This is a genomic window from Actinomyces qiguomingii (assembly GCF_004102025.1).
GTDB classification, from domain to species: domain Bacteria; phylum Actinomycetota; class Actinomycetes; order Actinomycetales; family Actinomycetaceae; genus Actinomyces; species Actinomyces qiguomingii.
In genome coordinates, this window is the sequence record NZ_CP025228.1 from 2015039 (window position 1) to 2029754 (window position 14716).

10 protein-coding genes and 1 pseudogene are annotated in these 14716 nt (G+C 67.2%); 6 read left to right on the plus strand and 5 right to left on the minus strand.

What is annotated here, in order from left to right; translation table 11 throughout:
* Positions 1 to 5: 5 nt before the first annotated feature.
* From pflA to dxs, 4 genes are all read right to left on the minus strand, one after another.
* Positions 6 to 884, minus strand: coding sequence for a pyruvate formate-lyase-activating protein (gene pflA / locus CWT10_RS08265; protein ID WP_103062808.1), 879 nt, complete (start codon positions 882 to 884; stop codon positions 6 to 8).
* Between the two features lie 22 nt (positions 885 to 906).
* Positions 907 to 1152: an autonomous glycyl radical cofactor GrcA2 gene (gene grcA2 / locus CWT10_RS08270; protein WP_103062807.1), complete on the minus strand. Its 246-nt coding sequence runs from the start codon at positions 1150 to 1152 to the stop codon at positions 907 to 909.
* 77 nt (positions 1153 to 1229) lie between these two features.
* Complete coding sequence (locus tag CWT10_RS08275) at positions 1230 to 3350, minus strand: pyruvate formate lyase family protein (RefSeq protein ID WP_103062806.1); 2121 nt, start codon at positions 3348 to 3350, stop codon at positions 1230 to 1232.
* Between the two features lie 272 nt (positions 3351 to 3622).
* Positions 3623 to 5659: a 1-deoxy-D-xylulose-5-phosphate synthase gene (dxs, locus tag CWT10_RS08280; protein WP_103062839.1), complete on the minus strand. Its 2037-nt coding sequence runs from the start codon at positions 5657 to 5659 to the stop codon at positions 3623 to 3625.
* 261 nt (positions 5660 to 5920) lie between these two features.
* Here dxs and CWT10_RS08285 point away from each other — a divergent pair.
* Positions 5921 to 7929, plus strand: a pseudogene (locus tag CWT10_RS08285) (alpha/beta hydrolase family protein).
* A 125-nt stretch (positions 7930 to 8054) separates the two neighbouring features.
* On the opposite strand, the gene CWT10_RS08290 reads toward CWT10_RS08285, so the two are convergent.
* Positions 8055 to 8534 (minus strand): hypothetical protein, encoded by a 480-nt coding sequence (locus CWT10_RS08290; RefSeq protein WP_103062804.1) that lies wholly within the window; start codon positions 8532 to 8534, stop codon positions 8055 to 8057.
* Between the two features lie 114 nt (positions 8535 to 8648).
* Between CWT10_RS08290 and CWT10_RS08295 the strand changes: the two genes are divergently transcribed.
* The 5 genes from CWT10_RS08295 to CWT10_RS08315 all read left to right on the plus strand — a co-directional run bounded on the left by CWT10_RS08295 (position 8649) and on the right by CWT10_RS08315 (position 14659).
* Positions 8649 to 10229: a leucyl aminopeptidase gene (locus CWT10_RS08295; protein ID WP_103062803.1), complete on the plus strand. Its 1581-nt coding sequence runs from the start codon at positions 8649 to 8651 to the stop codon at positions 10227 to 10229.
* A gap of 163 nt (positions 10230 to 10392) precedes the next feature.
* On the plus strand, positions 10393 to 11808 hold the full coding sequence (lpdA, locus tag CWT10_RS08300; protein ID WP_103062802.1) for a dihydrolipoyl dehydrogenase: 1416 nt from the start codon (positions 10393 to 10395) through the stop codon (positions 11806 to 11808).
* 70 nt (positions 11809 to 11878) lie between these two features.
* Positions 11879 to 13225 (plus strand): 2-oxoglutarate dehydrogenase, E2 component, dihydrolipoamide succinyltransferase, encoded by a 1347-nt coding sequence (sucB, locus tag CWT10_RS08305; protein ID WP_103062801.1) that lies wholly within the window; start codon positions 11879 to 11881, stop codon positions 13223 to 13225.
* 184 nt (positions 13226 to 13409) lie between these two features.
* Positions 13410 to 13676: a hypothetical protein gene (locus CWT10_RS08310; RefSeq protein ID WP_103062800.1), complete on the plus strand. Its 267-nt coding sequence runs from the start codon at positions 13410 to 13412 to the stop codon at positions 13674 to 13676.
* Between the two features lie 2 nt (positions 13677 to 13678).
* On the plus strand, positions 13679 to 14659 hold the full coding sequence (locus tag CWT10_RS08315; protein WP_158247624.1) for a Clp protease N-terminal domain-containing protein: 981 nt from the start codon (positions 13679 to 13681) through the stop codon (positions 14657 to 14659).
* Positions 14660 to 14716: the final 57 nt, after the last annotated feature.

The following is a 14716-nucleotide window of genomic DNA, read 5'->3' on the forward strand; positions in this document are numbered from 1 at the left end:
AATGCTCAGTGCACGGTGAATCCGTGAGCGCGGAAGATCTCCCGGGTGGACTCCACCAGTTCCGGCTCCGGCGGCCGGGTGTCACGCAACTTGTACTCCAGGTTCAGAGCTTCCCACTTGTCAGTTCCCATCTGATGGAAGGGCAGCACCTCCACACGGGAGACCACGGGCCGCCAGCGCTCCACGATACGGGCAACGTTCTCCACGTTCTGGGGATCGTCAGTCAGCCCCGGCACCAGCACGAAACGCACCCAGGTCTCAATGCCCTTGGCGGCCAGCCGGTCACCGAATTCGAGCGTCGGCGCGAGTTCGCGGCCGGTGACTTTCTTGTAGGTATCCTCATCGCCGCTTTTGACGTCCAACAGGACCAGATCGATATTGTCGAGCATCTCCTCCGGAGCGTGCATCCCGAGGTAACCGGAGGTGTCAATGCAGGTGTGTACACCCATGGCCTTGGCGCCGGCAAGGATGCGCGCGGCGAAGGCCGGCTGCATGAGCACCTCACCTCCGGACAGGGTGAGGCCTCCCCCGGTAGCCTTGAAAACCTTGCGATAGCGCCTGATGCGCCGCAGGATTTCATCCGCCTCCACAGGTTCGCCGTCCCGCATCAGGAAGGTGTCCGGGTTATGGCAGTACAGGCAGCGCAGTGGGCAGCCGTTGAGGAAGACCGTCATCCGCGTGCCCGGTCCGTCAACCGCGGTGACGAGCTCCCAGGAATGGATGGATCCCAGTGATCCTTCGCGCATACGTGCCAGGCGCTCTGACCGCTCCAGGTCGGTCAGCTCCTCGAGCCCGCCGATTCCCGCCCCGCGCAGACGAGCGGCCGGGGCCAGAAAGTCCTGGTCCCGGCCGCTGGCCTGCTCCGGGGTGATGGTCTCAGTCATCTGAGTACCTCACCCGTGCGGTTCAGGCGCCGGCGTGGAACGTACGGTTGAGCACGTCGAGCTGCTGTTCACGCGTCAGCTTGACGAAGTTGACGGCATAGCCGGACACGCGCACCGTCAGGTTCGGGTAGTTCTCCGGGTGCTCCATGGCGTCCTCAAGGGTGGAACGGTCCAGCACGTTGATGTTGGCGTGGTACAGGCCCTTAACGCCGCCGTTGTCATTGCGCTGAGCCTTCATGGACTCCAGGCGCTCTTCGTATGTGGCCATGGCAGGCCCCTTTCTGAGTGAGGTGAGAAATGTGTATTCGGATGGTCTGGCGGCCATCGCCCACTTGGGCGGCGGGCTCAGACCTCGGCGCAGTCGTCGGGGACGAATCCGGCGTCGAGGATGCCCACCAGGTTGGCCACGCGCTCGTCAAGCGTGCGGCCCAGGCCCTGGGGAGTGATGGTGTTGGTCAGGGAGATGCCGTCCAGGGCGTCGTTGTAGTCGAGCTTGCCGACACTGAGCATCGAGGCGACCATGCCGTGCGTGTCCATACCGTTCTCCGGGTTGGCGCCCGGGGAGAAGGGGGTGCCCTTCTTGTGCCCTGAGGGGAAGGAGCCCGTGGCCTTGCCGTACACCACATTGGAGGTGATCGTCAGCACCGACTGGGTCGGGATGGCATCGCGGTAGAAGGGCTGCTCCTTGATCTTGGCCATGATCGTGTGAACCACCGTGGCGGCGATCTCGTCGGCGCGGTCGTCGTCATTGCCGTAGATCGGGAAGTCCCCCTCGGTGACGTAGTCGATCACGAGGCCCGTCTCATCACGCACCGGGGTGACCTTGGCGTATTTGATGGCGCTCAGGGAGTCCGCGACGATCGACAGTCCCGCGATTCCGCAACCCATGGTGCGCACGATCTCTGAATCGTGCAGCGCCATCTCGATGGACTCATACGCGTAGCGGTCGTGGCAGTAGTGGATGATGTTGAGGGCCTCGACGTAGGTGCCGACCACCCAGTCGAGCATCTTCTCGTACTTGTCCCAGACCTCGTCGAAGTCCAGCGGGCCGTCACCCTCAATGCCCGGCAGTCCGGTAACAATCTGCTTCCCGGTCATCTCATCGCGGCCGCCGTTAATGGCGTACAGCAATGCCTTCGCGGAGTTGACGCGGGCACCGAAGAACTGCATCTGCTTGCCCACCCGCATCGGGGACACACAGCAGGCGATGGCTGCGTCGTCGCCCCAGTGCTCGCGGATCTGCTCGTCGGCCTCATACTGGATGGCGGAGGTGGTGATGGAGATTAGGGCACAGAAATCCTTGTACCCTTGGGGCAGTTCCTCATTCCAGAAGATGGTGATGTTCGGCTCGGGGGCGGGACCGAGGTTGCGTAGGGTCTGCAGCAGTCGGAAGGAGGTCTTGGTGACCAGCGGGCGGCCGTCCTCACCGAAACCGGCGTCGGACCAGGTGGCCCAGTAGGGGTCACCGGAGAAGATCTGATCGTAGTCGGTGGTGCGCAGGAAGCGGGTGATACGCAGCTTCATGACGATGTTGTCGATCAGTTCCTGGGCGCGGGACTCGTCAATGATGCCGGCCTTCAGGTCACGTTCGAAGTAAATGTCCAGGAAGGCGGACAGGCGACCGATGCTCATGGCGGCGCCGTCCTGTGACTTCACGGAGGCCAGGTAGGCGAAGTAGGTCCACTGCACGGCCTCATGGGCGTTCTTAGCGGGGCCGGAGATGTCGAAGCCGTAGGTGGTGGCCATGTTCTTGAGCTTCTTCAGAGCCTTGATCTGCTCGGAGTGCTCCTCGCGGTATCGGGCCCAATGCTCGGAGAAGGGCTTGCCGGTGACGGCGTCCTTGGCCTTCTGCTTGAGCTCGATCAGGCGGTCGACGCCGTAAAGGGCCACGCGCCGGTAGTCTCCGATGATCCGCCCGCGCCCGTAGGCGTCCGGCAGGCCGGTGATGATGTGGCTGGAGCGCGCCGCACGGATGCGGGGGGTGTAAATGTCGAAGACGGCGTCGTTGTGGGTCTTGCGGTAGCGGGTGAAGATCTTCTTGACCTCGGGGTCGACCTCCTTGCCGGCCTCCTTGATCGCCTGCTCAACCATGCGCCAGCCACCGTTGGGCATCATGGCCCGCTTGAGCGGCGAGTCGGTCTGCAGTCCAACGATGACGTCGTCGTCCTCGCTGATGTAACCGGCGGGGAATGCGTCAATATCCGACGGCGTGTGCGTGTCGACGTCCAGGATGCGCACCTTGCGCTCCTCGGACAGGTAGTCCTTCTCCAGGGTGTCCCACAGGCGCAGGGTCTTGTCGGTGGCGCCGGCGAGGAAGGATGCGTCGCCCGTGTAGGGCGTGTAGTTGCGCTGGATGAAGTCGCGAACGTCGATGTCCTCGGTCCATGGGCCCGTGGCGAAACCCTCCCACGCCTCACGAGCGGCGGTCTCCTCCGCAGTGGCTGGTGCTGTGACCTCGGTTGTCATCCGTGCCCTCCTATTGGCTTGGTGCGCCCTTGTGAGGCGTGGCGGTACATCGTTGCGCCGTTGACCCAAGACTAGGCCAGACGTCCCGCACTGCACCATGCGTGTCCCGAGCAGCCCGGTGGGATCACTCACAGGCACCCTCAAGCTGTCGCCACCCTAGGACATTCGTCCCAAGTGGCAGCCTGGAGTGAGTCCGCCGCCACACCGCTACGGCCGCCCTCACAGCGGGTGACTCGCGCACCTGAGCGCAACACCGGCATGGGACCGGCGTCCTAGGCCGGGTAGGGAGAGTTGACGCTGGCCCCGGCCCGCCCGTCGCCTGTGAGACGACCCGCCAGGGCGCAGATCCCATCCACATCCATCCCGAACTCGGTCAGCAGTTCACCGCGCTCGGCGGTGGGCAGGAAGCGGCGCGGAACCCCCAGCCGCGCCACCCGCGGCACCTGCCCGTCGCCCCGGGCCAGCGCCGCATCCTCAACCGCATCGCGAAGTTGGGAGCCGACGCCGCCCTCGACCAGCCCGTCCTCGACCACAAGCACCCCGGGAGAATTGAGCGCCATATCTACCAGCGCCGGCGGGACGGGAACAGGCCAGCGGGGACAGACCACTCGCACGGCCAGCCCGGCGGCGTTCAGGCGCCGCCCCGCCTGGACGGTCACGCCCGCCATAGCACCGACACCGACCAGCAGCGCCTGCGCCGGCCCGTCGGGAACGGTCGGCTCCACCAGCACGTCCACCGGCCCGAACAGCCCGTCGGACTCCCCCACGGTACGCACGGCGGGCAAGGGCGCGGGTAGGGAGCCCTTGGGGTAGCGCACCACTGTGGGGGCGTCGTCGACCCCCATCGCCGCCTTCAAGGCCTCGCGCAGGGTGGCCTCGTCGCGCGGCGCCGCCAGGTGCAGGCCGGGAACGTGCGCCAGCAGGGCCATATCCCACATGCCGTTGTGGCTGGCTCCATCGGTGCCGGTGATGCCCGCCCGGTCCAGCAGGATCGTCACACCGGCCCGGTGCAGGCCCACATCCATCAGTACCTGGTCGAAGGCCCGATTGAGAAAGGTGGCGTAAAGCGCAACCACCGGATGCATGCCGGCGAAGGCCATGCCCGCAGCGCTGGTCAGCGCGTGCTGCTCGGCGATGCCCACGTCGATGACCCGCTGCGGCAGGGCGTCCGCCAGCGGCTGCAGCCCCACCGGCTGCTGCATCGCGGCGGTTATACCCACAATCCGCTCATCGGCGCGCGCCAGCTCCACCAGCTCCTGCGCCACGACGGCAGTCCAGCCGAACCGGGAGGGCACCACGGGCAGACCCGTCTCCGGATGAATGCGGCCTACTGCGTGGAAACGGTCCGCCGCGTCCTCCTCGGCGGGGGTGTAGCCGCGGCCCTTGTCGGTGATCACATGGACAATCACCGGCTCGGTGTACTCCCGGGCGCGAGTCAGGGCGAACTCCAGGGCGGTCTCATCGTGCCCGTCCACGGGGCCGGTGTACTTGATGCCCAGGTCCTCGAAGAACGCCGAAGGCACCAGGATGTCCTTCAGGCCCTGTTTCAGGCCGTGCAGGGCGTCGAAGGCGGCGCGTCCGGGCGCACCCTGGGACAGCAGGGCGTGCTTGACGCCGGAAAGTATGCGCTCATAGCCGGGATTGGTTCGCAGCGCGTCCAGGTGGTGTGCCAGGCCGCCAATCGTCGGCGCATAGGAGCGGCCGTTGTCGTTGACAACGATCACCAAGTGCTTGTCGGCGGAGTCCGCAATATTGTTAAGTGCCTCCCAGGCCATGCCACCGGTCAGGGCACCGTCGCCGATCACGGCGACGATGTGCCGCCTTCCGCGCCCCTGCAGCTGATTGGCACGGGCAATACCGTCCGCCCAGGAAAGGGCGGTGGAAGCGTGGGAGTTCTCGACGACGTCGTGAATGGATTCCTGCCGGGAGGGGTAGCCCGACACGCCGCCGCGCTCACGCAGCCGACTGAAGTCCTGGCGACCGGTGAGCAACTTGTGGACATAGGCCTGGTGCCCAGTGTCGAAGACTATTGTGTCGCGCGGGGAATGGAAGGTGCGGTGCAGGGCGAGAGTCAGTTCGACCACCCCAAGGTTAGGCCCGAGGTGTCCGCCGGTGCGTGCCACCGTGGCCACCAAATACCGGCGGATTTCGGCCGCCAGCATCTCGATCTGCTCACTGGTCAGGCGACGCAGGTCGGCCGGACGGCCGATGCGGGACAACAGCGGGGTGGAGGGCAGTGGTCCGCCTGCGCGAGCGCCGGCCGGCGCCGCCGCGTCCCCCAGCGGTTGTGCGCCACCCGCGCCGAGCATGGCAGTGTCTTCGCTCATCGGCGCAGTTCCTCTCCTCGATTTATGGCCCGGATACCGGCCCGGTTCCCACCGAGCGCACGTAGGCGCCCGCCACGGATCCTCAGCATAGGCGCACCGGCCCGGCCCACGCCGCCACGACCCGCGAACTGTGGGTGCGGACAAGCGGGCCCGCAGGCATTGTGAACACGTAGGGTTGGCCCCAGACCACACGGACCGCCCGCACGACGGACCGCAGTGATCGCACCGCCTTGAGGAGGAACGATGAGCACGACAGCGCCGTACGGGACCTGGCCCTCGCCGATAACCCCCGGCACGATCACCACCCGCACCCTGTCACTGTCTCAGGTGCGCGTAGACGGCGGGGACACCTACTGGGTGGAGCAGCGCGCCTCTCAGGCCGGCAGGCAAGTCCTGCTGCGCCGCGATGGCGACGGGCAGGTCGGGGAGGTGCTGCCGCTGACCCCCTCCGACGAGCTGGTTGACACCCGCACCCGCGTCTACGAGTACGGCGGACGCGCCTACGCCGTTGATTCGGGCATTATTGTCGTGTCTCACGCCGGGGACGGACGCCTGTACCGCTACGACGTCGCCCATCGACTGCGTGGCCTGGTACCGCTGACCATCTACGGGGACGTGCGCCACGGCGATCTGGAAATCGACACGGCGCGCGGTCTGGTCTACGCGGTGCGCGAGGATCATCGGGGTGCTGGCGAACCGGTCAACACCCTGGTGGCCATCCCCCTGGACGGCTCGGGGGCGCGTGACGACGCGGCCGTGACCACCGTCGTCTCCGGAACCGATTTCGTGGTCTCCCCCACGCTCTCCCCCGATGGCGAACATCTGGCTTGGATAACGTGGAACCACCCGGATATGCCGTGGGACAACGCCCGCCTGCACGTGGGCGATCTGCGTCCTGACGGCACCATCGGCACCCAGACAGTGGTCGACGGAGGAAGCGGCTACTCGGTCTCCGAGCCGCGCTGGACCGAGGAGTGCGAACTCGTGCACGTGTCCAACGCTTCCGGGTTCTGGAACCTGTACCGCACCGAGGGATTCCCCGCCGCGGCACCAACCGGGAGGGCTGGACCGAGTCATTGCGCACGCGCCCGCTGCATCCAGTGGACGCCACCTTCACCTCTCCCGCCTGGGTCCTGGGACCCCACCACTTCGACGTGCTCGACGGGGAGCATCTGATCGCCTCCTGGGCGCGCAAGGGCGTATGGCACTTGGGCACCGTCAAGCTGTCCAACGGCGAGTTGGAGGAGTGGAACGTGGGCTGGCAGCCCCTGGGCAATGTCGCCTCCGCCTCCGGACGCGTAGTGATGCTGGCGGGCAGTGAGACCGAGTTGCCCAGCATTGTGGAGGTGCGTGCCGGCGGCGGCGTAGAAGTGCTGCGCGGCGCGGGCGACTTCAGCGCCCATGACGCCGGCATCTCCTTCGCCGAGCCTGTCTCCTGGACCACCACCGATTCCGCGACCGCGCACGGCTTCTTCTATCCGCCCGCCTCTGCGACCTATGTGGGGCCCCAGGACGAGTTGCCGCCGCTGATTGTGGGGGTCCATGGCGGCCCCACGGCGATGGATCGGCCCGGCTACGATCTGCGCATCCAGTTCTGGACCAGTCGCGGATTCGCCTACCTGGCCGTGAACTACCGCGGTTCCACCGGCTACGGCTCGGACTATCGCAGCCTGCTCAACGGCAAGTGGGGCGTATACGACGTCGACGACGTGGTTTGCGGCGCCCAGTTCCTGGCCGCCTCCGGCCGGGTGGATCCCGCCCGCATCGCGGTGCGCGGCGCCTCCGCCGGAGGTTTTACCGCGCTGGCGGCCCTGGTCCGCTCCGACGTGTTCAGCGCCGGAACCTCGTTGTACGGGGTGGCCGACCTCGCCCAGCTGGCCCGCACCACCCACAAGTTCGAGTCCCATTACATTCAGCGACTGGTCGGCTCCGAGGACCTGAACGACCCGGTGTTCACGCAGCGCTCGCCTCTGAGTCATATCGATGATATCCACGCCCCTCTGCTGCTGTTGCAGGGAAGCGCGGATCCGATCATTCCGGCGGCCCAGGCCACCGCCATGTACGAGGCGGTGAAGGCCAAGGGGCTGCCGGTGGCATTCGAACTCTTCCAAGGCGAGGGGCATGGTTTCAGCCTGGCCGCCAACGTACACCGTGCCTACCAGGCCGAGTTGAGCTTCTATGCCCAGGTCTGGGGGCTGGACTCACCGGCGACCGAACGCATCGCCCTGCGGGTCGACAACCTTAACCGTTGACGAGTTGACGGTGGGCCGGCGGGCGCGCCGGAGCTCGGCCGCCCTCCCCTCCCGCGCCCTGGCTCCCAGGCATGGGTCTGAATGGATCTGCATGGGTCTGAGGCGTGTGCCCTGGTCCCGTCCGGTCATCTGCGGTCGCGATGGACCGTCTCCTGGATCGTGTCGGAGATGTCGGTGATCCGCTCGGCGTTGGTGACAATTCGACGCGGATCTGCCAGCCACAGTTGAACTGCCGCGATCAGCGGCAGGAGCACGGGCAGGTACCACAGTGACCGCCCCCATTCCGACCAGCTTGAACCGCCCAGGCCGGCCCCGTTGACGGCGAGCAGGCCCGTTAGTTCCAGCGCCAGGCAGGCCCAGCCGACCCGGCGCATCCGCCGACCGTTGTGGGCCACGGCCACCGACAGCAGCAGGTAACCCAGCCCGCACAGCATGCTGAGTGCGGCCGGTGTACGGGTCCCCGTGCCCGAACGCGCCAGGTCGATGAAGGCGGGCACGAGTATCACCAGGCCGAAAACCGCGAAAACGCCTACCAGGGCCCGCCCCCAGCCATGCGCCGGACGACGTGTGTCATTCAGTGACCGCGCCTGTGAAGAATCATCCATACGGTAGCTGACCTCGTGCTGCACTTATTCGGGTGGGGCAAGGCCATCGCTCGGGACGGCGCCGCCCGGCGCCGCCCCAGCGGACGGCGCCGGCTGTGACGTTACCATTCCCGCATGAGTCAGATCAGTGAGATTACGACATCCAGTTCGTCGGCCGCCGATGCGGGCGGCGACGTGCTGGTGCTGGCCGCACGCCTCGCCAACGGGGGTCCCGTACTGCTGACCGAGTCGGCTCGGGTCGGCGCAGAACCGGAATTGGACGCGCTTACGGCCCTGTTGCCCACCCTCGGTTTCAAAGGCGCCCTGGACACGGTGGTGCGGGTGCCGACCGCGGCCCTGGGAGGCCACCGGCAGAGCAAACTGGCCCCGCAGGTGCTGGTCGTGGGCACCGGCGAGGCCGATGACACCGCCGCGCTGCGTCGGGCAGCCGGACGCGCCGCCCGTGAGCTGGCCGGAACCGACCACGCCGTGTTCGCCCTGCCCGCTGACAACCCCGATGACCTAGCCGCGGTGGCCGAGGGCGCGCTGGAGGGCGCCTACACGTGGTCCGGGAGGGTGCCCGAATCCACCTCTCCCCTGGCCCGGATTACCGTGTTGACTCCTTTGAGTCCGGCGCCGCGCACCCTGCTGCACCGTAACCGGGTCGATGCCACAGCGCCTATACTCGCGCGCGCCCGCGTTCTTGCCCAGGCCGTCGCCATGGCCCGCGACCTGGTCAATGACCCGCCCGCGAAGTTGACCCCCGCCGCCTTCGCCGACCGCGCCCGCCGGGCCGCCGAGGACGCCGACCGCGCCCGGAAGGACGGGCGTTTAAAGGTCGAGGTGTACGACGACGAGCGTCTGGCCACCGAAGGCTTTGGCGGTATCGTCGGCGTCGGACAGGGCTCGGTGCATCCGCCCCGGCTGGTCCGCCTGGAATGGTCTCCCAGGACCAGAGGCGGTCGTGCAGCACATGTGGCGTTGGTCGGCAAGGGCATCACCTTCGACTCCGGCGGCATTTCCCTCAAGCCGCCGGCGTCCATGCCCGCCATGAAGTCAGATATGGCCGGCGCAGCCGTCGTGCTGACAGCCACCCTGGCGGCCGCCCGCCTGGGGCTGCCGGTGCGGGTCACGGCCTGGCTGGCCCTGGCGGAGAACCTTCCCGGCGGGAAGGCGCAGCGGCCCGGCGATGTGGTCGCCACCTTCGATGGCACCACCGTGGAGATCACCAACACCGACGCCGAGGGTCGGCTGGTGATGGCCGACGCGTTGGCGGCCGCGGTGGCACAATCCCCTGACGCCGTGATGGACGTCGCCACCCTGACCGGAGCCCAGATCGTGGCGCTGGGTGAGCGGGTCGGAGCCGTGATGGGAAGTGAATCCATGCGCGCCGATGTCCTGGCCGCGGCCGAAGGTGCCGGCGAGGACTTCTGGCCCATGCCGTTGCCGGCGCACCTGCGGGCCAATCTGGATTCCCCCTTCGCCGATCTGCGCAACGCGCCCGTAGGCAACCGGGCCGGGGGCATGCTGGTGGCCGGTCTGTTCCTGCGCGAATTCGTCGGAGACACGCCCTGGGCGCATCTGGACATCGCAGGGCCGGCTTACAACGACAAGGCACCCTGGGGACTGACCCCCCAAGGCGGCACAGGCTTCGGAGTGTCCACCCTACTGGCCTTCCTGGAGCAGCGCGCGGCTGCGGAGGCGGCCGCCGACTGAACGGTGAAACACACCCTCCTCCGGTGGGCTACCGGGTGAGTCATGCCGTAGGCTGTCTGGGACTCAGGTCCCCGCTGGCGGGTCGGCACCCGCTGCCGGGTGCCGATGCTCTGCGCCGACCGTGCCGATCGAGCCGGCTGTGCCACCGACTAGGAGTACTCATATGACCGATGCCAGTGCAATAGATGGGACCAACCCCCCGCATGACCGGACGCGCGAATACGACATGGTCGTGCTGGGCGGTGGCTCGGGCGGTTACGCTGCAGCTCTGCGCGGTGCCCAACTCGGCTTGAACGTGGCCCTGATTGAGGCAGACAAGGTGGGCGGCACCTGCCTGCACCGCGGCTGCGTTCCTACCAAGGCGATCCTGCACTCGGCCGAGACCGCCGAGACGATTCGCCAGGCCGCCGCCGTCGGCGTGCGGGCCGCCTTCGAGGGCATCGACATGCCCGCCGTCCAGGAGTACAAGAACAGCATTGTCACCCGCATGTACAAGGGTCTGCAGGGGCTGGTGTCCTCCCGGGGCATCGACCTGGTGAGCGGATGGGGCCGCCTGGCATCGGCGAACACGGTGGAGGTTGCGGGCCGGAGCTACCGGGGAAGAAACGTCGTCCTCGCCTCCGGCTCCTACCCCAAGACCATGGGCCAGGAGATCTCCGGCCCGGTTATCACCAGTGACCAGGCCCTCGAGCTCGATCATGTTCCCGCCTCGGCGGTGATCCTAGGCGGTGGAGTGATCGGGGTGGAGTTCGCCTCCGCCTGGGCGTCTATGGGCTCGCAGGTCACGATCATTGAGGCGCTGGAGCACCTGGTGCCGAATGAGGACGAGGCGATCTCCAAGCAGCTCGAACGCGCCTTCCGCAAGCGTCGAATCGACTTCCGCGTGGGTACCCGCTTCGAGTCGGTGGACCGTACCGCCTCCGGCGTACAGGTGCGCACCGCCGATGGTGCAGCCATTGACGCCGAAGTCCTGCTCATCGCCGTCGGCCGGGGCCCGGCAACGGCGAACCTGGGTTATGAGGAGGCGGGTGTTGCCATGGACCGGGGCTTCGTCCTTACCGACCCCCATGGGCGCACGAACGTACCCGGGGTGTGGGCGGTCGGCGACATCGTGCCCGGCGTACAGCTGGCCCACCGCGGCTTCGCCCAGGGCATCGCCGTCGCCGAACGGATTGCGGGTCTCAATCCCGAGCCGGTTGATGACGTCAAGGTCCCCAAGGTGACCTTCTGCGAGCCCGAGATCGCCTCCGTGGGACTGTCTGAGGCACGCGCCGCCGAGATCCATGGTGCGGACAAGATCGTTACCAGCCAGTTCAACGTGGCCGGCAATGCCAAGTCTCAGATCTTGGGCACGCAGGGCTTTGTCAAACTGGTTTCACTGAAGAACGGTCCCATCCTAGGTTTTCACGCGATCGGCGCCCGAATGGGTGAGCAGGTCGGCGAGGGCCAGTTGATCGTGTCCTGGGAGGCCGACGCCGACGACGTCGCCGCCCTTGTGCACGCCCACCCCACCCAGAACGAGACCATCGGCGAGGCAGCCATGGTGTTGGCCGGTAAACCGCTACACAACCACGGCTGACCGATATCGGCTCCGGCCGAACTGAACCATTCAACCACCTCAACCAACAAGAAGAGACGGAGAGTCGATCATGTCCGAGTCAGTGAAGATGCCCGTACTGGGCGAGTCGGTCACCGAGGGGACGGTCTCCTCCTGGCTGAAGTCCGTCGGTGACACCGTCGAAGTCGGTGAACCGCTGCTCGAGGTGGCCACCGACAAGGTCGATACCGAAGTGCCCTCCCCCGTGGCGGGCACACTGTTGGAGATCCGGGTGGCCGAGGATGAGACCGTCGAGGTCGGTACCGTCCTGGCCATAGTTGGCGACCCCGCCGAAGCGGGTAATGTGCCAGGCTCGGCGCCCACGACACCGACGCAGCAATCCGCTCCTCCTGAGCCGCCCGCCGCCCCTACCGTGGCGACTACGTCCGAGCCCTCTGAGGCATCGGCGCCCGCCGTGGGCGGTCCGCCGTCCTCCGCCTACGTCACGCCGATCGTGCGCAAGCTGGCACGTGAGCGGGGCGTGGACCTGGCGACGGTCACCGGCACCGGCGTAGGCGGTCGCATCCGCAAACAGGATGTGGAGGCAGCGGCTGCGGCACAAGCCGCGCCGGCCGCACCCGCACCTTTCGCCGACTCTCAGGCACCCCAGGCGGCTGTCGCCGCTCCGGTTGCGCAGTCCGCGCCGGCGCCCGCCAAGGCCCCGGCGCCGGTGGACACCAAGCTGCGCGGGCGTACAGAGAAGATGCCGCGCCTGCGTCGGCTCATCGCGGACCGCATGATGTCCTCGCTGCAAAACTCCGCACAGCTGACAACCGTCGTGGAAGTCGACGTCACCCGCATCGCCGCACTGCGAGCACGGGTCAAGGACGACTTCTTGGCCAAGAACGGCACCAAGCTGACCTATCTTCCCTTCTTCGTGGCGGCAGCCACCGAAGCGCTGAAGGCGCATCCCAAGATCAATGCGTCGATCAGTCAGGAGCAGGTCACCTACCACGATGTGGAGCACATTGGCATCGCCGTGGACACGCCGCGAGGCCTGTACGTGCCGGTGGTCAAGAACGCCGGCGATCTGAATATCCCCGGCCTGGCCAAGCGCATCAACGACCTGGCGGCACGCACCCGGGACAACAAGGTCGAGGCCGGCGAATTGTCCGGCGCCACCTTCACCATCACCAACACCGGCTCCGGCGGGGCCTTATTCGACACCCCGATTATCAATCAGCCGGAAGTCGCCATCCTGGGCCTCGGGGCGATAACCAGGCAGCCGCGGGTGGTCAAGGATTCGGACGGCAACGAGGTGATCGCCGTGCGTTCGGTGTGCTACCTGTCGCTGTCCTACGATCACCGCCTCGTTGACGGTGCGGACGCCTCGCGGTACCTCATGACCGTCAAGAAGCGCCTGGAGGACGGTGACTTCGCCGGCGAGCTGGGCCTGTAGGTCTGCCCGCAGCAACCGGCCCGCCCGACAGCAAAGCCGCATGGGGCCCGCACCTCGGTCAGGTGCGGGCCCCTTCCATGTGTAATGCGGGTCCGTCGGTCCTGCTCGCGTGACTCGGCCATGGCGGATACACACTTACGCAACCTCGGTTGACAATGCGCACTTGTCAACGTAGGTTGCTTACATGGCTTCAACACCCGCACGTCCGCCCGACCAAGTCGCTTCCGCGGCCGCCGACACCACCCATCCGGTCGCCGGACTGCGCGCCGTGGCGGCGCTTCGACGACTGACCGAGACCCTGGAACTCGCCCAGGTGGAGGCCGCGCTACGCGACGGCATGGGATGGGCGGAGATTGCGACCCATCTGGGCGTCACCCGCCAGGCCGTCCACAAGAAGTACGCCAAACGGGTCGCACCAGGACTGGCACCCGCACGAAGGAGCACTCGATAACCATGAGTTGGACCACACACATGATCGCCTGGCTCTCCTGCTCCTGGCACGAGGCCTGCCGCCTGCGTCATCCCGAGGTGGACCTTGACCATCTGCTGCTGGGCCTGCTCGCCGAGGGCGGTGCGGCGGCGGCGCTGCTGGGCGCACACGGAGTCACCCTGGCCGGTGCCCGAAGGGCTATGCAGGAATTGTCCGAAGAGGATCTGGCGGCAGTCGGCATCGATACGTCCGCCATGCCTGCCGTCACGCCGGTATCGCCCCTGGAGGCGCAGGTCCTGGCGGAACGCGATGCGGTCCCCATGTCCGCCAGGGCAGAACAGTTCGCCACCGACAGGCGGGCCTCCTTCAACACCTCGGCCTCCTTCAACACCTCGCTGTCCACGCTACGGGCACTACTCGGGTCCGACGTGCCGATGCGCATACTCGGCCGACTTGGCGTGGATCCGGACGCCCTGCGCGCCGATCTTGCCGCCCGCGAGGGGCGCCGTCCCGACTCCCCCGGCGGCGCTGCGGTCGATCCCGACCTGCTGCCGCAGGAGCCGGCCGCCGCCCTGTGCCTGCGCCGGTTTATCTCCGCCTCGCCCGCCCAGGTGTGTAAGGTTCTGGCCGACCCGTCGCTGCTGCCCGCCTGGGCCGTTCTCGCGGAGGAGATGCGCCGGACGTGCCCAGAAGGGATCATCTCCCGCCACGAATCTCGTACCGGTCGCCATATGACGCTGCAGTGGAGACGGATCGAGTCGACGCCGGATTCGGTCATCTGGGTCAAAACGCTGCTGGACGGGCCGAACCGTGGCCAGACCTTCGCCTACGATCGCTTCGACCTCAACCCCGCTCCGGGTGGATGCGCCCTCACCTTCACCCGCGCCTACCGCATCTGGCGCCTGTCCGGGCGTCTACTGCACCCGGCGACGCGAAGGCTGACGCGCATCGGCATGGTGACCACCTTCGGTTCCATCGCCAGGACCGTGGCGGCCGCGTCCTGACACGCGCCCGCTACGATCTGCCGGCGAATGGGGGCGGTGTTCGTGACAAGTGTGCCG